General features: G+C 42.6%; 26 protein-coding genes. 11 read left to right on the top strand and 15 right to left on the bottom strand.

Annotation, left to right across the window (positions count from 1 at the left end; translation table 11 throughout):
- The 5 genes from PLL47_RS08340 to PLL47_RS08320 form a co-directional block, all read right to left on the bottom strand.
- Positions 1-524, bottom strand: a 524-nt coding sequence (locus PLL47_RS08340; RefSeq protein ID WP_324445730.1) for a pyridoxamine 5'-phosphate oxidase family protein, incomplete at its 3' end; no start/stop codon positions are given.
- Positions 525-577: 53 nt separating this feature from the next.
- Positions 578-808 carry a cytochrome b5 domain-containing protein gene (locus PLL47_RS08335; protein ID WP_324445729.1) on the bottom strand — a complete coding sequence of 77 codons (231 nt, stop codon included), beginning with the start codon at positions 806-808 and terminating at the stop codon, positions 578-580.
- A 162-nt stretch (positions 809-970) separates the two neighbouring features.
- Positions 971-3,088 carry a thioredoxin domain-containing protein gene (locus PLL47_RS08330; protein WP_324445728.1) on the bottom strand — a complete coding sequence of 706 codons (2,118 nt, stop codon included), beginning with the start codon at positions 3,086-3,088 and terminating at the stop codon, positions 971-973.
- A gap of 445 nt (positions 3,089-3,533) precedes the next feature.
- Positions 3,534-4,475 (bottom strand): polyprenyl diphosphate synthase, encoded by a 942-nt coding sequence (gene uppS / locus PLL47_RS08325; protein WP_324445727.1) that lies wholly within the window; start codon positions 4,473-4,475, stop codon positions 3,534-3,536.
- A gap of 613 nt (positions 4,476-5,088) precedes the next feature.
- Positions 5,089-5,358, bottom strand: coding sequence for a DUF2551 domain-containing protein (locus PLL47_RS08320; protein ID WP_292373433.1), 270 nt, complete (start codon positions 5,356-5,358; stop codon positions 5,089-5,091).
- A 556-nt stretch (positions 5,359-5,914) separates the two neighbouring features.
- Between PLL47_RS08320 and PLL47_RS08315 the strand changes: the two genes are divergently transcribed.
- The 7 genes from PLL47_RS08315 to PLL47_RS08285 all read left to right on the top strand — a co-directional run bounded on the left by PLL47_RS08315 (position 5,915) and on the right by PLL47_RS08285 (position 12,679).
- Positions 5,915-6,592: a 4'-phosphopantetheinyl transferase family protein gene (locus PLL47_RS08315; protein WP_324445726.1), complete on the top strand. Its 678-nt coding sequence runs from the start codon at positions 5,915-5,917 to the stop codon at positions 6,590-6,592.
- A 258-nt stretch (positions 6,593-6,850) separates the two neighbouring features.
- Positions 6,851-7,096 carry a phosphopantetheine-binding protein gene (locus tag PLL47_RS08310; protein WP_324445725.1) on the top strand — a complete coding sequence of 82 codons (246 nt, stop codon included), beginning with the start codon at positions 6,851-6,853 and terminating at the stop codon, positions 7,094-7,096.
- 5 nt (positions 7,097-7,101) lie between these two features.
- The gene (locus PLL47_RS08305; protein WP_324445724.1) at positions 7,102-8,580 is read left to right on the top strand and encodes a class I adenylate-forming enzyme family protein; all 1,479 of its coding nucleotides are present in this window, start codon (positions 7,102-7,104) and stop codon (positions 8,578-8,580) included.
- Positions 8,561-9,598, top strand: coding sequence for an adenine nucleotide alpha hydrolase family protein (locus PLL47_RS08300; protein WP_324445723.1), 1,038 nt, complete (start codon positions 8,561-8,563; stop codon positions 9,596-9,598). Before PLL47_RS08305 ends, PLL47_RS08300 begins: the two co-directional genes overlap by 20 nt.
- A gap of 48 nt (positions 9,599-9,646) precedes the next feature.
- Positions 9,647-10,705, top strand: coding sequence for an NAD(+) synthase (nadE, locus tag PLL47_RS08295; RefSeq protein WP_324445722.1), 1,059 nt, complete (start codon positions 9,647-9,649; stop codon positions 10,703-10,705).
- 78 nt (positions 10,706-10,783) lie between these two features.
- On the top strand, positions 10,784-11,917 hold the full coding sequence (locus PLL47_RS08290; RefSeq protein WP_324445721.1) for a DUF362 domain-containing protein: 1,134 nt from the start codon (positions 10,784-10,786) through the stop codon (positions 11,915-11,917).
- Between the two features lie 198 nt (positions 11,918-12,115).
- Entirely contained in the window at positions 12,116-12,679 is a 564-nt protein-coding gene (locus PLL47_RS08285; RefSeq protein WP_324445732.1) for an acyltransferase, read from the top strand.
- 124 nt (positions 12,680-12,803) lie between these two features.
- On the opposite strand, the gene PLL47_RS08280 is transcribed toward PLL47_RS08285, so the two are convergent.
- Positions 12,804-13,391, bottom strand: a complete 588-nt coding sequence (locus PLL47_RS08280; protein WP_324445720.1) for a metal-dependent hydrolase — start codon at positions 13,389-13,391, stop codon at positions 12,804-12,806.
- A gap of 213 nt (positions 13,392-13,604) precedes the next feature.
- A complete protein-coding gene (locus PLL47_RS08275; RefSeq protein WP_324445719.1) occupies positions 13,605-14,666 on the bottom strand; it encodes a radical SAM protein in 1,062 nt (353 codons plus the stop codon).
- Positions 14,667-14,821: 155 nt separating this feature from the next.
- On the opposite strand from PLL47_RS08275, the gene PLL47_RS08270 reads away from it, so the two are divergent.
- The 3 genes from PLL47_RS08270 to PLL47_RS08260 all read left to right on the top strand — a co-directional run bounded on the left by PLL47_RS08270 (position 14,822) and on the right by PLL47_RS08260 (position 16,561).
- On the top strand, positions 14,822-15,007 hold the full coding sequence (locus PLL47_RS08270; RefSeq protein WP_324445718.1) for a 4Fe-4S binding protein: 186 nt from the start codon (positions 14,822-14,824) through the stop codon (positions 15,005-15,007).
- 114 nt (positions 15,008-15,121) lie between these two features.
- Positions 15,122-15,850: a cyclase family protein gene (locus tag PLL47_RS08265; protein WP_324445717.1), complete on the top strand. Its 729-nt coding sequence runs from the start codon at positions 15,122-15,124 to the stop codon at positions 15,848-15,850.
- A 279-nt stretch (positions 15,851-16,129) separates the two neighbouring features.
- Positions 16,130-16,561, top strand: coding sequence for a hypothetical protein (locus PLL47_RS08260; RefSeq protein ID WP_324445716.1), 432 nt, complete (start codon positions 16,130-16,132; stop codon positions 16,559-16,561).
- Between the two features lie 197 nt (positions 16,562-16,758).
- Here PLL47_RS08260 and PLL47_RS08255 read toward each other — a convergent pair whose 3' ends face one another.
- On the bottom strand, positions 16,759-17,355 hold the full coding sequence (locus tag PLL47_RS08255) for a hypothetical protein (RefSeq protein ID WP_324445715.1): 597 nt from the start codon (positions 17,353-17,355) through the stop codon (positions 16,759-16,761).
- A gap of 344 nt (positions 17,356-17,699) precedes the next feature.
- Between PLL47_RS08255 and PLL47_RS08250 the strand changes: the two genes are divergently transcribed.
- Positions 17,700-18,059, top strand: a complete 360-nt coding sequence (locus tag PLL47_RS08250) for a hypothetical protein (RefSeq protein WP_324445714.1) — start codon at positions 17,700-17,702, stop codon at positions 18,057-18,059.
- 56 nt (positions 18,060-18,115) lie between these two features.
- Here PLL47_RS08250 and PLL47_RS08245 read toward each other — a convergent pair whose 3' ends face one another.
- The 7 genes from PLL47_RS08245 to PLL47_RS08215 all read right to left on the bottom strand — a co-directional run bounded on the left by PLL47_RS08245 (position 18,116) and on the right by PLL47_RS08215 (position 24,749).
- Complete coding sequence (locus PLL47_RS08245; protein ID WP_324445713.1) at positions 18,116-18,670, bottom strand: XTP/dITP diphosphatase; 555 nt, start codon at positions 18,668-18,670, stop codon at positions 18,116-18,118.
- A complete protein-coding gene (locus PLL47_RS08240) occupies positions 18,663-20,306 on the bottom strand; it encodes a bifunctional N(6)-L-threonylcarbamoyladenine synthase/serine/threonine protein kinase (protein WP_324445712.1) in 1,644 nt (547 codons plus the stop codon). Before PLL47_RS08240 ends, PLL47_RS08245 begins: the two co-directional genes overlap by 8 nt.
- Positions 20,303-20,440, bottom strand: coding sequence for a hypothetical protein (locus PLL47_RS08235; RefSeq protein WP_324445711.1), 138 nt, complete (start codon positions 20,438-20,440; stop codon positions 20,303-20,305). The genes PLL47_RS08240 and PLL47_RS08235 overlap by 4 nt, the downstream gene beginning before the upstream one ends.
- Positions 20,427-23,498 (bottom strand): tetratricopeptide repeat protein, encoded by a 3,072-nt coding sequence (locus PLL47_RS08230; RefSeq protein WP_324445710.1) that lies wholly within the window; start codon positions 23,496-23,498, stop codon positions 20,427-20,429. Before PLL47_RS08230 ends, PLL47_RS08235 begins: the two co-directional genes overlap by 14 nt.
- A 342-nt stretch (positions 23,499-23,840) precedes the next feature.
- Positions 23,841-24,002, bottom strand: coding sequence for a hypothetical protein (locus PLL47_RS08225; RefSeq protein WP_324445709.1), 162 nt, complete (start codon positions 24,000-24,002; stop codon positions 23,841-23,843).
- Between the two features lies 1 nt (position 24,003).
- Complete coding sequence (locus tag PLL47_RS08220) at positions 24,004-24,144, bottom strand: hypothetical protein (protein ID WP_324445708.1); 141 nt, start codon at positions 24,142-24,144, stop codon at positions 24,004-24,006.
- A 455-nt stretch (positions 24,145-24,599) separates the two neighbouring features.
- Positions 24,600-24,749, bottom strand: a complete 150-nt coding sequence (locus tag PLL47_RS08215) for a 30S ribosomal protein S27ae (RefSeq protein ID WP_324445707.1) — start codon at positions 24,747-24,749, stop codon at positions 24,600-24,602.
- Positions 24,750-24,769 lie beyond the last annotated feature (20 nt).

The raw sequence follows: 24,769 nt of genomic DNA, 5'->3' as shown, positions 1-24,769 counted from the left end.
ACCGAAATTTCCACAACCCGCTGGAAATGGGTCACAACAATGTATTTCTCCACTCGGATTTTCAGAAAAGCAGTTTTAGGGAAATTAAGAAAGTCCGCAAGGTGCGGGTGCTTCATCAGATAGATTTTTTCCATTATACTGCGTTCGAAATCTTCTATCTGTTCAACCCTCCCCAGGGCTGTTACTGTCGTTGCCTCATGAATATCCTCTTTCGTGTTTTTTCGGTTATCTATTAAAAGAGCCACTAAAGGGTTTTCCAGAATGTTTGAGTATTTCCTGGTAGCCTTCGGAGTCGCAAAAATAAGATATTTAAGCTTCTCATTTGCGGCAAAAGCAACGAGGCTTGCATAGGGCGCAGCTCCGTTTTGAGTCGCCAGAACGGCAAGGGGCTGGGATTCAAAGAAAATTTTCAACTTTTGGAGGCATTTTTCTTTTTCCAGCCCTATTTTTTCTTTAGAAGTCTTCTTTGTTCCCTCTTCTGGCCCATGCGGAATAAATGATGTATTTTCGCCTTTCAGAGTCACAACTCCCCCTCTATCATTCATCTGTTTACTTAAAAAATAACCTGTTAAACAGGTCACTTTTTAAGAGTTCCGACAACGGGATAGTCCTTAAATACTTCTGGACCGTGAGGCGATTCCTCCATTTCCTGCGTAAGGTCCTTCCCTGAATCATGGAGTCCCTGGTGAGTACCGTCTTCCCACAAGTAACTGTTTGATACATCGTATACCTGGCCTTCATATGCAATGTAGATCTTGCCGTTCTTACCGTTATACTCCGAAAGTTCTTCCAGCGTGTATTCTTTCATATTTCCATATCCCCTGTTTTCTTTTCTTTTTTACAGTCATAATCTGACTTTTACATATTCGATATCTGGCTTTACAGTCGTAACCTGACTTTTACAGGTTTTAGATCTGCTTCTTTTAACCTGCATTCAGCCTGAGCTCTCTGATTCAGCTTGAGCCCAGCATCAAGCATTCAGCATCCTTAACATCTCTCTGGCTTCAGTAGTAGGCAACTGGCACTGATAGTCCTGACAGACATATGCAGTTGCCTTTCCTTCAATTGGGAACTGTTCTTTTGTATACTTTGCCAGTTCTGTAATTTCAGGATTTTCTCCTTCCGGCCTGAAAATCAGCACCTTATTGGGCACAAAATAGTTCCAGAGTTCTTCAAGCATCTGTTTTGTGTCCTGAGACCCGGGTTTTCCTGAGATTATCACTTCGTATGAAGGTCCAAGCCTGAAATCAAAGGCAGACAGAAACTGGGCATACCCTGAAGGTGCTTTTATGATCAGCTTTGAAAATGCGCGTTCGAGCCTGTCGGCAGTTTCCTCAAGTCCGGGGTCTGCAATTATCCTGGAGAGGCGCAAAAGGTTCATCATTTCGATTGAGTTCCCTGAAGGTATTGCTGAATCTGCAAACTCCTTTTTCCTGAAGATAAGAGCCTCACTGTCGTTAGCCGTAAAGTAGAGCCCGCCGTTAACAGGGTCCCAGAAGTGTTCAAGAAGCTCTCTGTTCAGAGAAACCGCAGCTTTAAGGTGGCGCAGTTCGAATCCTGCTTCATAAAGCTCCAGGAGTCCATGAATCAAAAATGCATAGTCATCGGAGGTTCCTGAGATTCCTGCAGTTCCTTCCCTGTAGCGGTGAAGCAGCCTGCTCTCCGGACTGTAAAGGGTTTTTAGAATAAAATCTGCAGCTTTTTCTGCGGCTTTCAGATACCTCTGTTCCCCAAAAACCTGAAAACCTTTAGCAAAGGCTGCAATCATAAGCCCATTCCAGTCGGTAAGGATCTTATCATCCAGTGAAGGTCTCTTGCGCTCATACCTGGCTTTAAGGAGTTTTTCTCTGGCAGTTTTTACCCGTTTTTCGACTTCCTCTACAGGAAGCTTCATTTCGGCTGCAAGGGACCCTGGAGAGCGGACCATATAAAAGAGGTTTGTTCCGGTTTTTCTGCCTCTTATTTCTTCTTCAAAATTGCCTCCCCCTTTCAAATTGAATATTTTAATGATCAATTCGGAATCCTCGGGTCCAAGGACACTCCTTACTTCCTCTATTGTCCACAGATAATACTTTCCTTCTTCTCCTTCTACGTCTGCATCTTCTCCGCAGTAAAACCCCCCTTCAGGGGATGTCAGGTCCCTTAAGACGTAATCGAGGATTTCTTCTGCTGTTTCTTTGTAAAGATCTTTTCCGGTAACCTGAAAGGCTTCGGTATATGCAACTGCGGTAAGAGCCTGGTCGTATAACATTTTCTCAAAGTGAGGCAGAAGCCACATGCTGTCAGTAGAATAGCGGTGGAAACCCGAGCCCAGATGATCATAGATCCCACCGCTGCGCATATTGTCCAGGGTATGTTCTACCATATGAAGGGCTTCAGGGTTTCCGCTGCGCTTCCAGTAGCGGAGCAAAAAGGAAATCCTGTGCGGGGTCGGGAATTTTGGAGCTCCTTCAAAACCTCCGTATTCCGTGTCAAACGAATTAAGCATTTCATCATAAGCCTCTTTTATTATCTCTTCCCCTAACCCCTCTCCTGATGACTCTTTAATCATGTTCTGGATGGTAGATGTAATCTTTTCAGCCGAATCAAGCACTTCTTCATGCTGCTGCTCCCAGATTTCTTTTATCCTGGGGACCAGTTCCAGCATCCCTGTCTGGTTAAGACGGGATTTTTTCGGGATATAAGTTCCTGCAAAAAAGGGTTTCTTGCCAGGAGTCATGATGATATTAAGGGGCCAGCCCCCTCGCCCGAGGATAATCTGGCAGACCGTCATGTAAATATTGTCAATATCGGGCCTCTCTTCCCTGTCGACTTTAATAGAAACGAAAGCTTCGTTCATGAGTCCTGCAACTTCTTCATCCTCAAAAGACTCATGTGCCATTACATGGCACCAGTGGCAGGTTGAATATCCAATTGAAAGAAAAACAGGCTTGTTTTCTTTTCTGGCTTTTTCAAAAGCCTCTTCTCCCCACGGGTACCAGTCCACAGGATTGTAGGCGTGCTGTATAAGGTAAGGACTTTTTTCGTTAATCAGGCGGTTAGGTTTTTTTCTTTCTTTTCCCAGTATAATTCCTCCTGATTTCTTCAAAATCCCTTCCTTTCAAACTCCAAAATGTATTTCTCGCAGGAATAAGGATTAAACTCTTTACAGGTGTCCATAATAACTCCCTTCGTCCAGACAAATAACTGCAAGATCTGATCCCTTACTGGATAATCTTCCCGGACATTCTTGATTTTATGTCCGGGGTTTTATTTCATGGCTTTGCAATAAGTCCTCAGAGATGATTATGACTCCGGGAACTTAAAATAAGATATAGCCAAACTTTCCCCAGTAAACATAGTCCCCCCGGAATATCAATATAACGGTGCTTCAGGGGCTATTTTCTGGCAGGCTATCTGCAGGAGGGGCAACTTTAAAAAGAAAATGTGTGGGACCTGTACTGTATGGAAAAAGTTTAAATTATGAGTGTAAAGATACAGGTTTAAGCGGAATCAGTTGTTAATATTTATTCAGGTATCCCATTCCCCGTCTCTCAGGATACTCTCTGGCCTTTTAAAGGGAGGAGCTGTCTAAGGTCTTCGCTTTTTTCCTCGAGTTTTCCTACTCTCAGGAAGTTTCTGACTTTCGTTACACGGTATGAGTTTTCGCGCTTTTTTTCGTCTTTTCGCGCCTGATACACCCTGATCGAACGAAGAAGATCAATTTTTCGGAACTCGGGCCAGAAAGGAGCACAGAAATAAGTTGCACATTCGCTGCCGTTAGCCTGCCACGGCAGGAAGTTAGAGATTCTCTCATCTCCTCCTGTACGGACAATCAGATCCACATTTGGGACAGGGACTCCGGGAGCAGGGTAGAGGTGTTTTGAAATCAGGTTTTCATTAACATCTTCAAGGGAAAGTTTCCCTCTGGATACGCAGGTTGCAATCTCCCTGACCGCCTGCATTATGTCCTGCCTGCCTCCGTAAGCAATAGCCACGTTCAGGCTGAATTTCCTGTGGTGTTCTGTTGCTTTTTCAATCTTTTCAATGGACTCATTCAGGAAAGCCGGCAGCTTTGTTCTATCCCCGATAACTCTTACTTGCATCTCTTTTTCGTAGGTCCTTTTATCGGTATAAAGCTTTAGAAATTTCTCATTGATCAGGTTAAAGAGTCCATTAACCTCTTCTTCTGAACGCTGGAAATTTTCCGTGGAAAAGGCATAGAGGGTGAGCTGTTTTACTCCAATTTCATAGCACCATTCGATAACCCTTTCAGTAACTTCTGCTCCCATAGCGTGTCCAAAACTCCGAGCTCTTCCCAGCTGGCCTGCATATCTGCGGTTCCCATCCATAATTACAGCTATATGTTCAGGGATTTCAGAACTCATAATTTCTTTTTCAAGCATCTGTTCATACTTCTTGTAGAACGCGCTGAAAGTCCAGTTTTTTGCGAAGCGAAGCCCTGCCCGAAAGGCTCCTTTATTCCATGGTTCCATTCTCAGGCTAATAATCTGTTTTCCCCCTGGAAGTATATGTAGAAGGAATATTATAGGTAACGGGAATATTCATATACATTTTTTATTTATATACATTTTTTGCGGTATGGAATTCAATTTTTCTTAGATTTATACAGTTAATTTTTCTTCTTTTCTTGAAGTTTTTCCTCACCTCAACTTATTCACTAATTTTAGGTTTTTATATCCTTGTTCCGGGAATTTAGTCACAATAGTGATATTTCATTTATGTGTTTATTTAGTCTACATGGATAGAAAAGCTATATGATATATTAATAGGAATCGCAATAGAGTATAAACGACTATATTTATATTATTTAAGGAACATTGAGCTGGAAACCGGTATTAACAGGTCTAAAACCAGGACGTCAACTCCAAAAAAACTGTAATATTAATTATACTGATCTTAAATTTATTATACTGATCTTAACGGTATGCTGCACTTAACATTTCTATTTTTTTATCCCCCAATAAATAATTTTTTAATGGGTGTTTAAACTTACAATTCATTGTGTTTTTTATATCAACAGAATAGAACAGGAGATTTGGAAAGTTCTCATCACATAAAAAACAGGACTTACAGCAATAAGGCGGCTCAGTAGTTCTCCAGAACAGAGCCGACAATGTTTTTGTAATTCTCTTTCAGGGAATACACATTATGATCCCCTGTGACATTTATGCTCAGGATTCCGAGTCTCGTATTCATAAGCCCGACCATGGCTGACACTCCCCGGTAGCTTACCTCGAAATTTCCTTTATCAAGGTAGTCGTAAACTTCACCGGTGGTGAACTTGTCTCCGGTCAGGAAGAGATTGAGCACAACCTTGCGTATCCCGTTTTCGTCCCTGCCGAGATACTTTATCAATCTCGCTCTTACCCTTTCTTCCGCAGTCTGCAGTTTCGGACACCTCAGTTTTAATGATAATTTTGAATTATATTCCTATTTAATTTATATTCTTCTTTGCATTATATTCTTTTATACTGTATTCATCCCATCCGGCTGCTATTTCCAGAGAGATGCGACCCCTTTGAGGGGGAGCTAAGAATCGAATACCCTATATCCTTATCGTTTATATATTTTAGGATTACTTTTTTTTTAACTATTTATATTGGAGTTTATTCCGGATTTCCACGTCTCTTCTGAATCCCTCGCACGATACGGAAAATATCGGATTTTTCTATTTCCCAAAAGGTAAAACCGGGAGTAATTATTCTTTTGTCTCAGAAGTATTATTTTATTTTTTGCAGGGATATCTCAAGAATGAAAAATCCGGTACTATCTGATTTATTTATATATACAGCACTGTTCAAACTAAAAGGGATTTTAAGGATGTCGTAAAAATCTGTCTGTTCATAAGACAGACTGATACTCTACAAATTGTTTTATATTTGTCAGATGTAATAGATATGGATGGAGCTACATGCACACCGAGAATTTGATGCTTTCTTCCATTTCCCTGGAAAATACTCTTCCCTTATGGAAAGAGAATGATATCCTTATCTTTTTTATCGATCTCGATAATTATGATGTGCTGAGTACGGAATCTCTCAATAATATCGAAAAAGAAGATCTGGAAAAACTTCAAACTTTATATTTCAAAAAAAGATTTATTGTCTCAAGGTTGGTTTTGAAACATATTCTATGTGATCTCCTTAATAAGGCATCTATCCTGAATATCTCCACTTATAGAGACAGGAACGGAGAAGTCCATATACTCGACAATGAAGATCTGCATATCTGTATTTCCTACTCTGAGAATGTTGCTGTACTTGCAATATCAAAGATTAAGATTGGTATTGATATCGAAATTATAAGGCCACTTGCACTGAAGAATACTTTAAAATACCTTCATAAAACGCCGTTTTACACAGAGAAACAAGTAAGCGATACTGACCTTTTAAAGGCATGGACTTTGAAAGAGGCATATTGTAAGTTTTCTAATAAAAGTATGTTTTCTTTTCTAACTAAAGAACCTGACTTCAGTAATGCATCATATTTTAACTTTGTACTGGATAACAGGTATGTCCTTTCTATTGTTACCGGGTCAGGCCAGCACACTATGAGTTTAAGCCGCCTTGAGAAAATAAACTCTCATTGAGGCATGCATGTTTATAATATCTGCTAAAATGGCATTCCAGATCAGGGAATGACTCCGATCTGAGAATTTTTGAACCAGATACTGCAACTGATACCTGTAAGATATTTTTCATTTTTTCCAGCAATATTTATCTTTCAATACTCTCAAATTATTTATATAGTTGAATTACATAATTATCTTTGGGGCTTTCAACTAATATGGGTAAGTGTGTGTTACTCGCAATTGATAATCTAATTTAAGCAAAGGGGTAAGATTAGTATGGAACAGATAAAAAATGATATACTTGATTATTTGAAGAACAACTCTTTTATGGAGCGGGAAACGACTATTAACGATAGTGATTCTCTCACGCAAAGCGGGATCATAGACTCTATCGGTTTACTCGAATTGATAGACTATATCTGTGAAAAGTATTCTATCGAAATTCCTGAAGATATGTTGACTCCAGATAATTTCGACTCTCTACAGGGGATCACCAACCTGATTACCAGACTGGCGAAGTGAGGGGCATGAGAATTGATGCTTATATCACTGAGCATGCCAGAAAAACTCCTCATCAGATCGCTCTTGAAGAGGGTAAAAAGTCCATCTCTTACAGATGCCTCAATGAGGATATAAATACAGTTGCCACGTCTCTGGCTGGTTTTGAACACTGCAAATTTGCAATACTGGCTGAGTCAGGCATGCAGTATATAAAAATACTTATGGCAGTATACCGGTCAGGCAATATTGCAGTACCTCTGCCAATCGAAATGCAGGGACGAAGCCTTGAAAGAATTCTTGATGCTGCATGCATTAATTACATAATTGCAACGAGAAAGCAGTATTCAAGGTTTGGAGATGGGTTTTTTGAACGTTTTGGAACTGTGATTGTTGTTTCAGATGATACTTCAGTAGAGACCATCAGCAAAAGAGTGGTACTCGAAAGAAACAATCCCGAATTGAGGCTGGTGCTTTATACCTCAGGCACAACCGGAACTCCTAAAGGGGTTATGCTGAGCGACAAAAATCTGATCTCAAATGCCAGATCAATAACCGAGATTCTCAGTATAAGCTCTAAAGACAAAGCTGCACTGGTCATCTCCCCACATCACGCTTTTGGGAATTCGATAATTAATTCCCACCTGATGGCAGGAGGCTCAATCCATATCGGAACAATGAATTTCGTAGACTCTGTTTTCAGTCTCATTGATTCCGGAGTATCCATTTTCTATGGAGTGCCCAGCACCTATCGTATTCTTCTAAAATATCCAGAAAGGTTCAAAAAAGCCTTTGCAAATGTCAGGACCGCCGCATCTGCCGGCGGAGCCATGGACCGGGCTATTGTACGGAGTATAAGGGAATTAAGTCCGAATACACAGATTCTGCCAATGTACGGACAGACAGAAGCTACAGCAAGGCTTTCCTACCTGCCAGCAGAAGACGTGGACGAATTTATCGATACGATAGGAAAAGCGATTCCTGGAGTCACACTTGAAGTCTTTGACCCGGAAAACAGGCCTGTAGAGCCCGGTATCACAGGCGAGCTTGTTGCCAGGGGAGATAATATCCTGCTAGGTTATCTGAATGATGAAGCTGCAACTGAAAAAAGAGTCATTGATGGGTGGCTTCATACAGGGGATCTGGCACAGAAACTTCAATGCGGGTATATAAGGCTGCTCGGGCGCAAGGACGATCTCATAAAAGTAGGCGATCACCGGGTTAACCCGAGAGAGATTGAAAAAGAAATCGAGCAGGGTACTAACGTATCCAGTGTTTTTGTTGTACCTGTATCCCATGAACTTATGGGCAATGCAATCAGCCTCATGGTCATACCAGATCAGGGAACAGAAGTCGATAAGATATTTGCTTTTTGCAGAAAGAATTTGCCCGGCTATCTATACCCGAGGGAGATCCTCCTCATTGACCATCTCCCTCTGAGCGAGAACGGGAAAATATCCAACAGGTCCATTATAGAGGAGTACCAGCATGTCAAAGCTAGTATGTAAAAGGTGTGTTCTGGATTCTGATATTCCAGGAATAGAAATCAATAAAGAAAGCGGTCTCTGCCACTTCTGTGAGACCTATGTTCCTCTTTCTTCACAGGAAAAGGAGCAGTATCTTAACAGGATAGAAGCGCTTTTTAAAGAATACAGCGGCAGAGGCAATTATGATGTGATATATGCACTTTCAGGTGGGAAAGACTCTTCATATACGCTTTATAAACTCAAGAAGGATTATCCTTTCCTGAAAATACTTGCTGTCCAGTTTGATAACGGGTTCACTTCAGACTATGCCGTAATAAATGCAAAGAAAATGTGTGAGATAACAGGCTGTGACTATTTTAAGCTGACAATAGAAAAAAAGATCCTGTACGAGCTCTTCCGAAAAGCAGCCGTATCCTATGACGCGTTTCCGAAGTTTGCCAAATACAGGGCAAGTGACATCTGCAACATCTGTATTAGTATAATAAAACAGAAGCTGATGGAGCAGGCAATAATCCAGAAAGCGCCTTTTATTGTATTTGCTTTTACAGCAGGGCAGTCACCTAATCCCATAATCAATCTGTCAGCTAATTTCATACAGTGGTCAAGGAACCTTTTTGAAAAGCAGCTTCAAAAAATCGGCGTTGATGACAGGGATGAGCAGTTCATCATTAAAAACGAGGTCATTAAAAACATGGGCGAGCCTGCGCCCTCTATCCTGCACCCTCTTTGCCTGTGGGAGTACAGTGAGGACAAAGTACTTGAGACCGTAGTTAGCCTCGGGTGGAAGCCGCCTGCGCTCGATGACAGCAATTCAACAAACTGCACGTTGAATTCTTTTGCATGCTATAACCATCTGGAAAAGTATGGTTTCCATCCCTATGCGTTTGACATAGCAGGGCTTGTCCGAAGCGGGGAAATGTCAAGGGAAGAAGGACTGGAAAAACTTCACCAGGAACTTTCACAGCCACTGATAGACGAAGCTGCAGAGAAACTTGAGATAAAAATAAATATGCCGCAAAAAGTCCTGCTTAAAGTTTAACCAGTTATCTGATATTTAACTTACGAATAATCTATCTGGGGAGTAATTATGCAAATTATTGGAAGTAGTGAAGCGAAAACTACAGAAAGCCACATAAAGAAGTTATCAAAGAGCATTAACGGAAGGCCAATAGATTTCAGCAATTTCCAGATTATGAATGAACTGAACAGGGATATCGATGAGCTTGCTGAAGAGCTCAAGTTGTTTATACGAGACCAGGTCACAGATTTTAAGAAAAAAGGAGTGGTTCTGGGTGTTTCGGGAGGCATAGATTCAGCTGTTGCTCTTACACTCTGTGTACAGGAGTTCGGCAAAGAAAATGTATTTGGTCTTCTTCTTCCTGAAAAAGAATCAGCTCCTTCGAGCAGGACTCTGGGAGCAGAAATCTGTGAAAGCCTGGGGGTTTCATATGAGGAGGTTCCAATTTCTCCAATCCTGGAAGCCCTTAACATTTATGAAAAGAAAGATCAGGTTCTCAAGAGAGCCTGTCCAGAGTATGATCCTAGAATACACAAAACTTCACTGGTTCTGCCCAATTTCCTTGACCAGGAAGTTTTGAATGTTCCTTATATCCGGCTGATAAAAGACGGAGAAACAGTTGCCAGGCACAGATTGAAGGCAAATGACTATCTGGAATTGATCGGGCTGCAGGGTGTCAAACAGCGGTCAAGAATGATAATTCAGTATATGTACGCTGAAAAAATGAATTATGCTGTTTGCGGCACAACCAACAAAACCGAACTCGTCCTGGGGCAGTTTGTGAAGTACGGGGACGGCGGCGTAGACCTCGAACCTCTTGCAGACTGCTATAAGACTCAGATCTATGCTCTGGCAAGATACCTCAAAGTTAATGACGAAATTATAAAGCGTCCTCCAAGTGCCGATACATGGAGCCATTATACCACTGATGAGGAATTCTACTGGCGCATGCCCATACACATCATGGACCAGCTGCTGTACGCTCAGGAACATAAACTGCCCATAGAAGTTGCTGAAAAGAACACCGGCCTGCCCAGGGATACTATAGAAAAGGCCTGGAGGCATATTGACAGGGTAAGGGATACTACAGAATACGTGCGTGCCACTCCTCCTGTCTATTATCTCTGAGCAGGTAGTCGTACAGGTAAATTCTCAATTCCAGAGTCGAGGTCAACAATATCTGATCAAGAATTCATATGGATAAGCATGAACACTACAGTCTCCATCGTACGCTGCTCCGACTACTCAAATGTAAAAAGTGCGATTAAAGAAGCACTTGCCCTTATAGGCGGACTTGAGAGTATTATTACTCCCGGCAGGCGCGTGCTGCTTAAACCCAATGTGCTTGCTATCCGGGCTCCTGAAGATGCTGTTACCACTCATCCTGCGGTGGTATCTGCAATGTGTGAGCTGGTTAAGGAAGCAGGCGGCATTCCGGTTATAGGAGACGGGTCAGGGATTGTAAAGCCGGGTTCGACCACGACTTCGGAGGCTTTTCGTGCTTCTGGAATTGAGGCTGCCGCTTCAGCCTGCGGGGCAGAGCTCATTAATTTCGAGACTTCTGGTTATACCGAAGTCTCTGTTCCAGCAGCCCGGCAGTTTCCGCGCCTTTACATAGCAAAGGCAGTCCTTGAGGCTGATGTCATAATCTCGCTTCCCAAGCTTAAAACGCATGAACTGACCCTCTATACCGGGGCTGTTAAAAACTTTTTTGGGGCTGTTCCCCAGAAAATCAGAAAGCAGGCACATGCTCTGGAAGACCGCGACCGCTTTGGAGAATCTCTAGTTGATATCTATTCAATAGTCAGGCCTCATCTTGCAGTCATGGACGGAGTGGTCGGGATGGAGGGAAACGGCCCTGCCAACGGAACGCCCATTTCTTCGGGAGTTGTCCTGGCAAGTTACGATTGTGTGGCCCTTGACATGGTTGCTTCCGAAATGATAGGGATCGATCCGTTAAAAGTGCCTACAAATAAAGCTGCACTTTCGAGAGGTTTTGGGACCCAGCGTCCGGAAGTTAAAGGAGTACCTCTTCAGGAAGTAACTCTCAGATTTAAAATGCCCGAAGGCGGAGCTACCGCAATGGTTCCTGCGTTTCTTATGAGGGCGCTTCGGAAACATTTGACTGTAAAGCCTTTCATCAATACCTCAAAATGTGCACTTTGCAAAGCCTGCGTTTTGAACTGTTCGGCACATGCAATTGAGGAAATGGACAAAATTCTCAAAATCAATCAGGACAGGTGCATCCAGTGTTATTGCTGCCGCGAACTCTGCCCCAATGATGCGGTAGAAATAAAAAAGTCCTTACTGCTGAAGATTGTAACCAGGAGCCGGACCTGATAGTTATCCTGTGGCAGGCAGAGCATAAGATTCCTTCAAAATTATAATATTGTCAGTTTCAATCCGAATACCAGATGTCACTGATCTGATCAGGAGTTCATCTGATAAAGAATTAATCTGTTCCATAAATGACTATAGGAAATATATTTATCGGTTGAAAAGTAATGGATATAAATGCCAGGTGTTTTTCACCGCAAAATGGGGGGCATTAACATAACTGCCGTAATTTCAAACAGAGATAAAGTAACTTTTGGTGAAATTGCTGATCACTATCACAGCAACAAACTCATCTTTGGGATAAAGTACTTTAAGAACTGGGTTCTGGAACGCGTTGCTTCATGGTTTCCGATCCCCTCGTGGAGAGCGAAATTTCATAAAATGCGAGGCGTGAATCTCGGAAAAAACGTGTATGTCGGCTACGATGTGGTTTTTGACAGGCTTCACCCCGAAATGATTACAGTGGGAGATTACTCTGAAATAGGGGACCGCTGTATTCTCTCTGCTCATACCAGAGGCAGCCTGACCACAAGACAGGCATATCCGAGGACCATGGCTCCCATAAAAATCGGGAGCGGGGTTTCTGTAAATCCCGGATGCATAATCACTCAGGGAGTCGAGATCGGGGATAACTCAATAATTGGTATAGGCTCCGTAGTTACCCGTGATATCTCTCCGAACAGCCTTGCTCTGGGTTATCCGGCTCGAGTTGTTAAAAAACTTGACGGTGTAGGCGAGCTTCAAACCAGTTTCAATGATTCTTAACTCTCTTACTTTTTATATTTTTTCTTAATTTTTTATTTATCTTTTTTCAATTTTATCATCTGTCCTTTTTTTCAGTTTTATTATTTTTATCTTATGGCACCTGATATCTTATCCAGACTCAGAATCATTTTTCAGCCCTGTAACCGAATTCAAACCCGAATTTGTTCATAGAGAACAGTGCCATTAATATTACAATGAATACGCAGAAAACGACCACTATGGATACTGTCAGATATTGAAATAAGCCGCCAGCATCTGCAAATCCCGTATCCATTATTGAAAATATGCTGATACGTTCATTGTACAGCGGATACAGGTAAGCACATCCCCCTTCTGCAATGTCGTCCAGGAGCAGGTGTGTCATAAAAGCAGACTCTGCAAAGATTGCCATATAGGCTGCTTTACTGAATTCCCTGTATGCAGCATACCCGGCAATTCCTCCAAAAACGATTGCAGTGGAGCTGAACACAAGTGAATGTGTCCTGATCGAACCAACCGAGCAGTGTTCCAGAGTGCCGTTTATAAGAATATTATATACGGCCATCATATCCGGAAGAAGAGTGCAAAAGCTGCCTGTGACCACCAGTAATAACAATTTTCTGGCGTCTTTGAAAGACAGCTCTCTTCGAGAGAGCGGCCCGATTAAAGCATATAAAGCTACTGCGCCGACACAGAACAGAAAGAACAGGACATGTACAACAGGATATGGCATAAGAAACCCTTTTTCAAAGTATAGCGTTTTTTTCCATACGAGGAGACATGAGAGTATTCAGAATCTCCCGTCCCTAACCCCCGGAGAAATTGAATAATTCTTAAAACTCTATTACTCTTTCTTCTATAAAATTTTGATCCTCTCTGGGCTTGCTGAGCTGATTTTGAATTGATATTTTAAAAAGAATAGGGGTGTAAGTCCGGGAAGATGTGATCATAATGGAATTAGTTCCACAATCAGCCCGTCTTCAAAAGGATGTCTCTCTATAATGAAAAGCTCTGTCCCGGAGGTTTCAAGTTCGTCTCTGAGCCCATCTTTAAGGTCTTCAAGCACCCACCATGCCAGCTCTATTTTACCGTCCTTCACTTCAAAAAGTTCCTCTGGGACTTCTGCCTCCCTGAGGATTTCTTCCGCGAGTTCCTGGTCTCCCCCATTTATAACCCCGTAAATAAGAGTGCCGTCTTCTGTAATTTCGTCAAATTCCCTTGCTGTGTTTTTTGCAATTCTCTGAAACCTTTTGCGAAGCTGGACTGCATCTTTATAGGTCGAGGAGCAGAAATGAACTTTTTTGCAGGCGCGGAAAGCATTTTCAGCATGAACGCAGGAGCCTGCAGCAGCACATGAGGTATCTGATTCCAGGGAAAAACCTTCTTTAAGAAGCGCTTCGGAATTATTATCGGAAAATTCCAGTTCGTTAAGGTTGAGGAATATACCCATTTCCTCTGCAAAAGCTGCAACTTTTTCAGCACCTTCGAGTGAAGGGATCTCAATTCCGGCTTCCATTCCGAGATTTTTTGCATTTTGCAGGGCAGCTGCGTAAGGGCTGTTCCTGAGCTCTCCCCAGACCGCCTGTGGCGGATGGAATCGAATCTCATCAAGGCCCGCTTCTGCCAGCTTTTCAAGGGTTTCCCTGTCAGGAGCAAGAGATGTATAAAGATGAATATGATGCCCTTTTCCAAAAGAAGCCTTAAGCAGGCGGATGTAGTAAAGAACTCTCTCTAACTTCAGTAAAGGTTCTCCCCCAGTGATCCCAGTCCCGAGAGCGTCCATAAGCTCAGCTTCTTTGAGCAAATCTTCATCGCTTTTTACAGGCTTTTCGTTTGCGAAAATCACGTCCTTTCCGCGCCTTTCGTCAGAAAGCGGACAGTAAAAACAGCTTTTAGGGCAGAGCCCTGTTACAAAGAGCACCATTTTGGCACCCTGCTGGCAGAGCCTGCAGCCTTCCGAGAGGTATGTGCAAAAAGAGCCAGTCTCATCCCTTGTGAAATTCTCCATTCTGAGACTGCATATCCTTTTGTCCTATATAAGGCTTGTTTCCTGAAGCTTTCTGGACTCTGATGACAGCTATATGAAAAGGAATTTTCCGGTTCCGGTTCAGAAATTAATAGTTCAGAAATTAATATATCTATTAAGGTTCCAAAGGTTCACTGATGTCAGAGCAGAACGGGTATGTTGTGGTTTTCGGCTGCAAAAGGTGCGGCAAGTGCAGGGACATCTGCCCTGTGGATGCCATTTATGAAGAAAACGAACTTGCGAAAATTGATCCCAAAAAATGCAATCTCTGTATGAAATGCATAGAAGTGTGTACTAACAAGTCTATTATTTACATGGAGTGATGTGGGAGTAAAGTCCGCCGGATCAGAAAGATGCCGGAATGAAATTGGAATCATGCCAGTATGAAGTTGAAACAAATCATAACGTCGCCAGAAAAAAGGAAAAGGTGAAATGAGATGTTTCCTCCGGAAAATATGCCTTTTAAGGGAAGAATTATAGATATTACAATCCCTATTTCTCCTTCTACTCCCATCTTTCCCGGAGACCCTGAGCCTTCAATTGAAAGCGTCTGCACAATTGAAAAGGACGGTTGTGCAGTATCCAGGCTGAGTTTCGGAAGCCATACGGGCACACATGTTGATGCTCCCTCTCATGTCCTGAAAAACGGGCTCTTGGTTGACAGTTTAAATCTTGAAAACCTTCTGGGTCGGGCAGTTGTTCTGGATTTTTCTCGAATAAATGGGGAATTGACAGATTTCATTCTTGACAAAGCTTACAATGACCTGAAGAACACTGACCATGTCTCTATTTTACTCCTGAAGACAAAACCCTCCTTAAATTATAAAAATAACTCAAGGGTCTCAGGTCTTCAGGCGGGCGAAAGCAATAAAGGAATAGAACTTGAAGAGCCACCTGAAAATTCTGTTTATCTTGACTCCGGCGCGGCAGATTGGATTGTCAGGAAAGGGTTCAAAACAATAGGAATTGACAGTTTTTCCGTTGACAGCCTCTCTTCTGAAAATCTGCCTGCTCATCAGATATTACTTTCAAATAACGTGAATATAGTGGAATGTCTTGACCTTAAATCAGTAGAAGCAGGAATTTATTTTTTCCTGTGCCTGCCCCTGAAAATTGAGGGCTGCGACGGTGCTCCGGCAAGAGCATTACTGATTTCTGAATACTGATTTTTTCTGGATCTTCTGATCTTTTTCACTTTTTCTGATTTTAGAACCGGGACATTGTAAACCTTGTGCCATCATGGGAAACCATTTAAAACATAATCCTATTTTATGAAGTTCGTTATTCACTTAGGTGTGTCAAAAGAAGGATTGAAGAGTTAAAAAGGAATATTATATACACAGAAATCAAAGTAGCATGTGTGAATAATGCATTGCTGGTTTAGAAGAAGAAATATAGAATGCAGACATCGAAAACCAACTTTTGGAAAACGAAGTGACGAAAAAATGAGAGAGTTAAAAGAAACATACACAGCACAGGAAGTTCACGATGCTCTTCTGTGGATATATTCAAATAATAATATTGTACATGAAAAGTTTGACAGTATCCGAAAATCATATAACTATGATAGCAGTAACGCGATTAAATATGATAGGGTTGGTACATTCCTCGATTGCGATAATGTATCAATGGATAACATTGAAAGTGGAATGATTACCGGGAAAACAAGCTTGGATAAAAGGGTAATGTTAGTAGATAGGCTCAGACGAAATAAAGCACGCAAGGAACTGAAAGCCGCTGAAATAATTGCCACAGATCAGTATTTCCATGATAAACTTCCTCAGGCAGTGGCAGAGACACTTAAATTGAGTATAGGCGACAAGTTCAATTATGTATTGCAGATTGATGGGACAATCATGGTAGAGAAATGTGAGTGATCATACTTCTACCTAATCCATTTGGAATTTATTCATACTGTAATAAGGGTGTTATTTTCTAGGAACCACTCTGAGTCGATCAGGTTGCCATCACATTCTTATCCGGATCAGTTACGAAACTGATGTATCAGTATATATGACGGAAGAGAAAAGGTGATGTACACATGCTATCTTAAGGGCTGTGTCTGTTTTCATTTTCAGAACCGGGTCATTGTATACCTTGTACCATTGTAGCTGACCATTTCAAAAATGAACTCGCCTGAAACAGGATATTCTATTAAAACCGCCGTATTTTCGAGATCTAAAGTTTCATTGCTTTCCTGGCTGCCGGCCGGGACCCATATGCCTTCTGAGTTTTCTATGCCTTTTATGAAATGTACCGGTGCTCCTTCAATAAATACTCTCTTTTTAACTCCGTTTTTATACTGATAGATAAGGGTATTATTTTCTGGAACCCATTCTGAATCTGTAAGGTTGCCGTTGCATTCCTGATCCGGGTCCACTCCAAAACTGATGTACCTGACAGCCGGCGGAAGAGAAAATTTGAGGGTACACATGCTGCCTTCAGGGCTGTATCTGTCTTCTGAATTACGGGCATATCCTCCCTGAATTGAGAGAAGTGAGAGGGAAGCGGATTCTGTCTGTGCTTTTATTTCCGCATCCTGAAGGACGGGTGAAGCTGTGCTCCATGCCTGAGCCAGAAGGAGCACAACTGCTGCCAGAAGCGCAAGATACACTACAAGTTTAAGAGGAATAGTATCTGCGGCTCTGGTGTCGGAAATAAATTTTTTCATGTAATTGTAAATGGGCTTTACATAATAAAAAATTTTACTTTGTATGAGGGAGATGTTTTCTGGCGAATGAAAACCAAAAGGAAAACTTGAAGATAAAGAACTGTTTAAAGGATAGCAGGAGACAACTGATTAAAGAAAGCTTTAATCCGATAACAAAAACTCGAATAAAATAATATTGAATAAGATCACAACAAATTGAAATGGAATAAAATGAAGTAAAAAATCCAATTTATCAGAAACAAGGAGGGTTTGGGATAAGCGAGGAATGTGACGAAAATCTGTTATGTATCCCTTTTTCTGAGGAGCAGCTTGAGGAAGTCAAAAAGTATGCAGCTCTGAACGGCATGGAAGTTGAAGAATTCATACTGAACGTTTGCCTGACTCACTGTCTCCAGCAGATGGAATACATCCACGGGGAGAAAACTGAAGAATTTGAGGGTGCGGGCAGGGCTGGAAAATCGGAAAACGGATACAAAATCGAGCCAAAAGAAGTGGAAATTAAAACTAAAAAACCGGTTTCAAAAGAACTGCTTGACGGCCCTCTCGTTCTGGATCCGCAGTGCATAATGGACCTTTTTGCCATTAAGAGAGAACTCGGAATTACTTCAAATAACCAGGTAATTACAACCGCCTTAAAACTGGGCTTAAACCAGCTCAATGTAGCCCTTGATCTTGTAAGGCATAAACCAGCAGAGAAAAAGTAAGATTTAGAGACTCGAAAAGGTCATTCCTGAAATTTCAAATTTTTAAAGTGCAGGGTTTAAGCCCTGCTTTTAAACCATTCCAGAAAATTATCAACAGCCCTGCGCCTGTGAGAAACCTTGTTTTTCTCTTCGTCCCCGAGTTCCCCGAAGGTCATGCCGTTGTACTCGAAAATAGGGTCGTACCCGAAACCGCCTGTGCCCCGTTCTTCATATGCAATTTTCCCTTCCACAACACCGGGAAAAACAAGAGGCTCCTGTCCGGGTTCACAGTATCCGATAACGGTTTTAAAGTATGCTGTTCTGTCTTTTTCTCCTTCCATCAGTTTCAGCACTTTAGGGTTTCCGAGTTTATCCTCGACAAAGCGGGAGTAGGGACCTGGAAAGCCGTTAAGGGCATTTATGAAGATTCCGGAATCATCCACCATCACAGGCATGTTCAATTTGTTTGCAACATACTGTGCCCCGTGAGCCGCGATGGGTTCAAGCTCATCTTCCTGGAGTTCCGGATAGCCATCTTTATTCTGTATTACTTCGATGCCGAAGGTTTTGAGGATATCCCTCACCTCGGCAAACTTGCCTTTATTTCCCGTAACAAAAACGATTTTATGCATAGCGAGCCCTCTTTTTTATTTCTTCAACTCGCTTCAGTACATCCTCTGAATCTATAAAAGTACTTGCATACCCTTTTTCAAAAGCTTTGACAAGAGCCTCATAGTCGCGGTGAGTGCTTTCAAAAGTCTGGAAAAGCACATGGACGTCCACACCTCTGGCTTCAAGGCTTTTGTCAAAATAAGCAAGCCCGAAATCAATCAGGTAGAGCCTCTCTCCTGCAAGCATGAGGTTTGAGGTCGTAAGGTCTCCGTGAACTATGCCTGAACTGTGCAGCCTGCCTGCAAGCTCTCCGACCTTTTCTGAAAGCTCAGGGGTTATAAGGTACTTTATGGGTATCCCCTCGATGAACTGCATTTTGAGCTTGAATTCCTCGACATCGTAGATGATTGGCGTTGGCACGCCTGCGCGCCTTGCTTCAGACATCAGGCGGGCTTCTGTCCTGTTCCTTTCTCTCCTTATCCTCTCATCTATCTCTTTATGCCTGTAAGCTTTGGGGACTCTTTCCTTAACAAGTGCCTTTTTCCCATCAGGTCCTTCTTCAAGGTAAACAACAGCTTCAGCCCCGTTGTCGAGAATTTCTCCGGGAGGCATCCTGAGGAAAACTTCAGGGGAAATTTCAGGGACTTTTTTCATCTCTTCATCCTTTATCCAGGTTACTTTTACATCGTCTGTCCTGAAGCTGGGGTTTACGCGTGAGTCTTCAAGGGAAATTGTATTTCCTGACTTATACATCAGGAGCCCCGTGTATGCAATCATTGTGCCGTTATCGCCCATGAAGCGTTTCTCGGGCACATAGAACTTTGCGCCTCTTGCCTCGCACATTTCAGTTAACATCTCGCGGAGCCTTGTGTTTGCACCCACACCGCCTGCAAGCAGCACTTCTTTTTTTCCTGTGTGTGCAAGGGCGCGTTCTGCAACCTCCACTACCATTGCAAAGGCTGTTTCCTGGTAAGAATAGCAGACGTCTTCAAGGGAGTTTTTTCTCAGGGCTTCACTTGCAGCCGTGGAAAGTCCTGAAAATGAGAGGTCCATCCCTTTAATCACATACGGAAGCGGGATGTATTTCTTTGCTTCTTTTGCACATGCCTCAATTTTAGGTCCGCCCGGGTGAGGCAGGCCTGCTCCGCGTGCAAACTTATCAAGGGCATTTCCAAGCCCGATATCAAGAGTTTCTCCAAAAACTCTGTACCTTCCTTCCATATACGAGATTACCTGGGAATTTGCCCCGCTTACATAAAGGACAACAGGATCTTTTGCAGGAGTTCTCCATATCCCTATCTCTATATGGGCAATGCAGTGGTTGACCCCTATGAGCGGGAGCCCGAGGGAAAGGGAGAGCATCCTGGCTGCCGTTGCAACCGTTCTCAGGCAGGGTCCGAGCCCGGGTCCCTGTGAAAAAGCTATACCGTCAAGGTCAGAAGGCTCTATCCCTTTTTCTTTTGCTTCTGCAAGGAGTTTTTTGATAACGCTTGCTGCATATTTTGCATGGTGCTGGGCGGCTTCCCTTGGATGGATTCCGCCTTTTTCAGGTTTGTATGTCTCTGTAACCTCGGCAATAATCTCGGTCTCGGTCACGATTGCGGCACTCAGGTTCCAGGCAGTGCCTTCGATTCCAAGGATGAATGTTTTTTTCAAGGCTTCAGGTCTCCTTTCCAGTCCTCTTTGCTGTCACTGCCTTCGATAATACCGGAGAGGGTTAAATACGTTTGCTTTTCTGATCCTTTAAAGAACCTTGATGCGTCTCCCTTGCGGTTTTTAGAATTTACCAAGTTTCTTTATGCTTTCTCTCATGGGTTCCGGAGAAAAAAGGCTCTTTTCAAGCTTTTCCGTAAACTTTTCCAGGACAGATACAGGGATATCAAAATCCGGAGCCGGAGGTGCAAACATTTCAAACTCAAACTCTTCATCTTCCGTGTTGCCGGCTCTGAACCCCGGAAGAATTAGAAGGGAAGACAGGAGCAGAATTGAGATTACATACTCTTTTCCATAAAGCTCCCACGAAATGCTGTTTCCACCAGCCGGGTAGAAAGTCTGGCTTATAATGTTTGCAGGCCAGGATATGAAAGGCAGGGTCGAAGCTGCAGGGTGAGACAGCAGTATGCTAAAAATTAAAAATAAGATCAGCCAGAATCCTGTTTTTTTAATATAACTGTGTGTTCCAGGTGCAAACCACCATTTCCACCAGACATGTTTAAGCCTCTTTGCTCGAATACTTTTAAGAAGAAGGGTTGCAGGCTGTTTTACTCTGCTGGAATTTTCAAGTTTCAGGCACTCTTCGAGCCTCTCTGAAGCCTTTCGGAAGTGGTGGACTTTGCAGTAAAAAAGCCCCAGGAAATAAAGTGCATGAGCTCTCAGTTCACTGTCTCCGGGTTCACGGCAGATGGCTGCCTTTTCAAGTTTTCCGGCGGCTGCAAGGATCATGTGCCTGAAACGTGCACTGCCCTCATCAAAAGAAGATTCTGCATATATGTACCTGGCATATGAATCCCAGAGAAGGAGCCTCTGGTCTTCCGTGTCCAGAACAAGAGCCCGCCTGAAGGACTCAAGGGCGTTTTCGCATGCCTGTTCTTCAAGTTCTACTCTGCCTTTCAGGCTCATCGAAAATGGATTATCAGGAGATTCTGCAATTGAAGCTTCAAGTTCTTTTAAAGCGCCCGTGCTGTTCCCGAGCCTGAGGTAAAGCTCAGCAAGCCCGTTTCTGGCATGTATATTTTTTGGGTTTGCTTCAATCGCTTTTCTGTAAGCTTTCAGGGCTTTTTCAAAATCTCCCTGCCCTGAACGGGCAAACCCCAGAAGACAGAAGGAAAGATCAGGATCGGTATTTTCCACTTTGAGCCTCTCAATAACTTCGGCAGCTTTTTCGAAGTCATGAAGCTTTATCAGTGCAAAGGCTTTCATCACCGAAGCAGGAAGATTTTCGGGATCGAAGCTGAGGACGCTGTCAAATGCTTCCAGGGATTTTTTCCATTCTCTGCAGTGTGCAAAAACAATGCCTTTTCCGAAGAAGGACGTTTTTCCGTTTCCCGAAACCTTTCCGGCTTTCTCAAAGGCTCTAAGGGCTTCTTCGTATCTGCCAAGAGCGTAAAGGGTAAATCCTTTCGCATTTCTGAGCATTTCCAGTGTCTTTTTACCGTTAAAGTTCAGATTCCATAACTCTTCCGTATTTTTTTCCTTATCTGCGCCTTCATTTTTTTCTGAACCTATAGTTGCGTAAAAATTCTCTTCTGCCTGTTCAAGAACTTTCAGGGCTTCTTCATATCTTTTCAGGCATAAAAAGGCAATTCCTTTGTAAACAGGAAGGAATATGTCTTTTGAACTGTATTCTGCTGCCCTGTCAAAAGCTTTAATCGCCTCTTCATACTCTCCGAGTTCGGCAAAAGCAAGCCCTCTGTATTTCCAGCCCTCAGCTCCAATTTTATCTTCAGGAAGCTTTCCAGATAGTTCCAGGTATTTTTTAAAGGTTGTCTGAAACTGATTTTCCAGAGGTTCTCCTGCATTCTTTTGCCTGGTTTTGAGCCTCGAAAGGACCACACCCCTGTTGTACCGGGCAGGCAGGTTCTCATAGTCGAGTGCAATGAGATTTTCATAAGCTTCCAGGGCTTCACTGTATTTTCCGAGTTTGCAGAGCACATTTCCCTTGCCGTTCCAGGCAAAGGCGTTTTCAGTATCGAGCTTCAGAGCCAGCTCAAATGTCTCAAGGGATCTGGAAAAATCCCCCAGCTCATAGTAGATTTCCCCAATTCCACTCAGGGTACAGCTATTGGTACAGCTATTTTCAGTTCCCTGGGAAAGGGCTCTTTCGTAAGCCTTCATGGCTTCATAATATTTTCCCATGGCAAGGCAGCAGCTTCCCATCCCTCCCCAGCCTTCTGAATTTTCCGGGTCTTCTTTGAGGGCTTTACTGAAAGAATCAAGAGCTTTCTGGTAGTTTCCAAGGGTTAGAAGGGCTTTTCCCCTGTTTATTTTTGCCTCGGTAAGAGACCTGTCTATCTGAAGCACATTCTCAAACTCCTGAAGCGCTTCCCTGCACCTTCCCAGGCTTCCCAGCAGCTTTCCTTTTTCTATCCTGTTTTCTGCGTTCATGGGCTCAAGAATAAGGCTTCTCTCAAAAGCTTCAAGAGCTTCTTCTTTTCTCCCGATGCTTTTTAGAATTTTTCCCTGAATTTTCCATGCGTCTGCAGAAGAGGGTTCAAGTTCAAGAGTTTTCTCACATGCCCTGAGAGCTTCCCTTCTTCTGTCCAGAGATAAATATGCTTTTGCCTTACCTTCCCATGCCGCTGCGTGTAAAGGCTCAAGGGCCAGTGCCTTTTCAAATGCTTCTAGAGCCTCTGTACTCTCTCCCAGGACGTAGAGAGATGCCCCTCTGTAATACCAGGCGCCAGGGTTTTCAGGATTTATTTTAAGAGCTCCTGAGAGGGCTGAAACTGCCTCAATGTGCCTTCCGAGCCTCGTCAAAGCAAGCCCGCTGTAATAAAGGGCGCCTTCATGTCCGGATTCTCTTTCCAGCACTCCTCTAAAAGCTTCCAGAGCCTGTTCTGGCAGGTTCAAATAACCGAGAGTGATCCCCTTGAAGTAGCGGGCTGAAATGTTTCCCGGGTCGAAAGCGAGAGCCTTTTCAAAAGCTTCCAGGGCTTCTTCAGGTCGGTCGAGGTAAAGCAGTATATTTCCTCTGTACTGCCAGGCAACCGTGTCCTGAGGGTTTATCTCAAGCAGGGAGTTAAATTCTTCAAGTGCCTTTTCAAAGTTTTTCTCTGCACCAGCAGGATTTTTCAGGTTTAAAAGAGCAAGTGCTTTACTGTACCAGGCTCTGGCATAAAGAGATCGCATATTACCCCGGAGTCCTCTCCCAAAAATATTTGTGTGGAATTATATCTGCATCCGGCTATAAATATGAGTACAGAAAAAAGTTACTGATTTTATGTTTGGACTTTCTCCCGCCTTTTAAACTCCATTTACTGCCCTTAAAAACCGTATTTTAGTTATGGTTGATAGGTACTTTCATGAGCCTGCTGGCATCTTATCAAAGTAAACAAAAAGAGAAGTAAAGAGTAGCAGGAAAATAAGGAAAAGAAAAAAGAAGATCTTCTAATAATCATTAAAAAGCTATAAAAAGCAATAAAATCAGGTTTTCTGGTATTTAATGCCTTTATTCTTTCTTTTTTAATGCCCTTATTCTTTCTTTTCGGGCGGGAGTTTGAAGATTAGCCTTACGTTTTTTAGAGTCAGGTTTCTGATAACAATAGTCTTTGGCATCATGCCTTTTATTTTCAGGCTCTTTATTTTTGTGTCCTTTATTGTAATAACTTCTGTTCTCGTGTTTTTCTCTGACATATTACCCCTTTACTTTCCTGATATTTCTTAAAGTCTGGCTCCTTGCAGCAGCAGGTCCCGGTCTCAGACCCTTTATTTTCAGGCTCTTTACGCGGAGATTCTTTACTCTTACTACTTTTATTCTCTTACTTTCCTCAGGCATATTTTATCCCTCTCCATTCAATAAAGCATTTTTCAGCTTCAGGCTCGTGTTTTTATGAAGTGTCATATTCTGAAAATAAATTGTTTTTTATCCATCTTTCTAAGTCTGAGCTGTTTTTCCGCAGACGTCTTCAGAGATGATATCTATCAGAAATATTACTTCTAAATAGAAAGTAGCATACAAAATAAATAAATTCTTGCATAAAGGTCTGTCTTAAATCTGACTTAAATTTGGTTAAGAAGGTAAAATATTGGGGTCAGAAAATATATAAATATTGATAGAAATCGGCGAGCCCGTGCAATAAAAGTAAACAGAATGATCATATATATAACTAAAAACTTGAGATGTAAGAAAAGCCTGGGATTATCCTCTGAAAAAGGATGTGAGTGGTGAAAAGAACCGCAGGAGAACTCCTGCGGTCCGGGTTGAAAAATGAGTTATTATTTCCTTGCGGGTTATTTCTTGAATTCGGTGTAGCCGCACTTTCCGCAGGCGAGGCGGTTTTTGTGATCGGCAAGGAATACACCGGGTCCGCATCTGGGACAGAACTGTTTGAGTCTGGTTACGGAGCTACCCTGGACTTTATAATAATCTTTTACTGCCATGTTTTACACCTCAGTAAGGC

This window comes from Methanosarcina sp. (genome assembly GCF_035390745.1).
GTDB lineage: Archaea > Halobacteriota > Methanosarcinia > Methanosarcinales > Methanosarcinaceae > Methanosarcina.
Note: the sequence above shows the minus strand (reverse complement) of the source record. Positions and strands in the feature narration are given on the sequence as shown.

Coding starts and splice junctions, on each gene's coding strand:
- PLL47_RS08335 (WP_324445729.1), bottom strand. CDS start 808: ATGAAAGAATACACGCTGGAAGAACTTTCGGAGTATAACGGTAAGAAC.
- uppS (WP_324445727.1), bottom strand. CDS start 4,475: ATGGAACCATGGAATAAAGGAGCCTTTCGGGCAGGGCTTCGCTTCGCA.
- PLL47_RS08315 (WP_324445726.1), top strand. CDS start 5,915: ATGCACACCGAGAATTTGATGCTTTCTTCCATTTCCCTGGAAAATACT.
- PLL47_RS08310 (WP_324445725.1), top strand. CDS start 6,851: ATGGAACAGATAAAAAATGATATACTTGATTATTTGAAGAACAACTCT.
- PLL47_RS08305 (WP_324445724.1), top strand. CDS start 7,102: ATGAGAATTGATGCTTATATCACTGAGCATGCCAGAAAAACTCCTCAT.
- PLL47_RS08300 (WP_324445723.1), top strand. CDS start 8,561: ATGTCAAAGCTAGTATGTAAAAGGTGTGTTCTGGATTCTGATATTCCA.
- nadE (WP_324445722.1), top strand. CDS start 9,647: ATGCAAATTATTGGAAGTAGTGAAGCGAAAACTACAGAAAGCCACATA.
- PLL47_RS08290 (WP_324445721.1), top strand. CDS start 10,784: ATGAACACTACAGTCTCCATCGTACGCTGCTCCGACTACTCAAATGTA.
- PLL47_RS08285 (WP_324445732.1), top strand. CDS start 12,116: ATGGGGGGCATTAACATAACTGCCGTAATTTCAAACAGAGATAAAGTA.
- PLL47_RS08280 (WP_324445720.1), bottom strand. CDS start 13,391: ATGCCATATCCTGTTGTACATGTCCTGTTCTTTCTGTTCTGTGTCGGC.
- PLL47_RS08275 (WP_324445719.1), bottom strand. CDS start 14,666: ATGGAGAATTTCACAAGGGATGAGACTGGCTCTTTTTGCACATACCTC.
- PLL47_RS08270 (WP_324445718.1), top strand. CDS start 14,822: ATGTCAGAGCAGAACGGGTATGTTGTGGTTTTCGGCTGCAAAAGGTGC.
- PLL47_RS08265 (WP_324445717.1), top strand. CDS start 15,122: ATGTTTCCTCCGGAAAATATGCCTTTTAAGGGAAGAATTATAGATATT.
- PLL47_RS08260 (WP_324445716.1), top strand. CDS start 16,130: ATGAGAGAGTTAAAAGAAACATACACAGCACAGGAAGTTCACGATGCT.
- PLL47_RS08255 (WP_324445715.1), bottom strand. CDS start 17,355: ATGAAAAAATTTATTTCCGACACCAGAGCCGCAGATACTATTCCTCTT.
- PLL47_RS08250 (WP_324445714.1), top strand. CDS start 17,700: ATGGAAGTTGAAGAATTCATACTGAACGTTTGCCTGACTCACTGTCTC.
- PLL47_RS08245 (WP_324445713.1), bottom strand. CDS start 18,670: ATGCATAAAATCGTTTTTGTTACGGGAAATAAAGGCAAGTTTGCCGAG.
- PLL47_RS08230 (WP_324445710.1), bottom strand. CDS start 23,498: ATGCGATCTCTTTATGCCAGAGCCTGGTACAGTAAAGCACTTGCTCTT.
- PLL47_RS08225 (WP_324445709.1), bottom strand. CDS start 24,002: ATGTCAGAGAAAAACACGAGAACAGAAGTTATTACAATAAAGGACACA.
- PLL47_RS08220 (WP_324445708.1), bottom strand. CDS start 24,144: ATGCCTGAGGAAAGTAAGAGAATAAAAGTAGTAAGAGTAAAGAATCTC.
- PLL47_RS08215 (WP_324445707.1), bottom strand. CDS start 24,749: ATGGCAGTAAAAGATTATTATAAAGTCCAGGGTAGCTCCGTAACCAGA.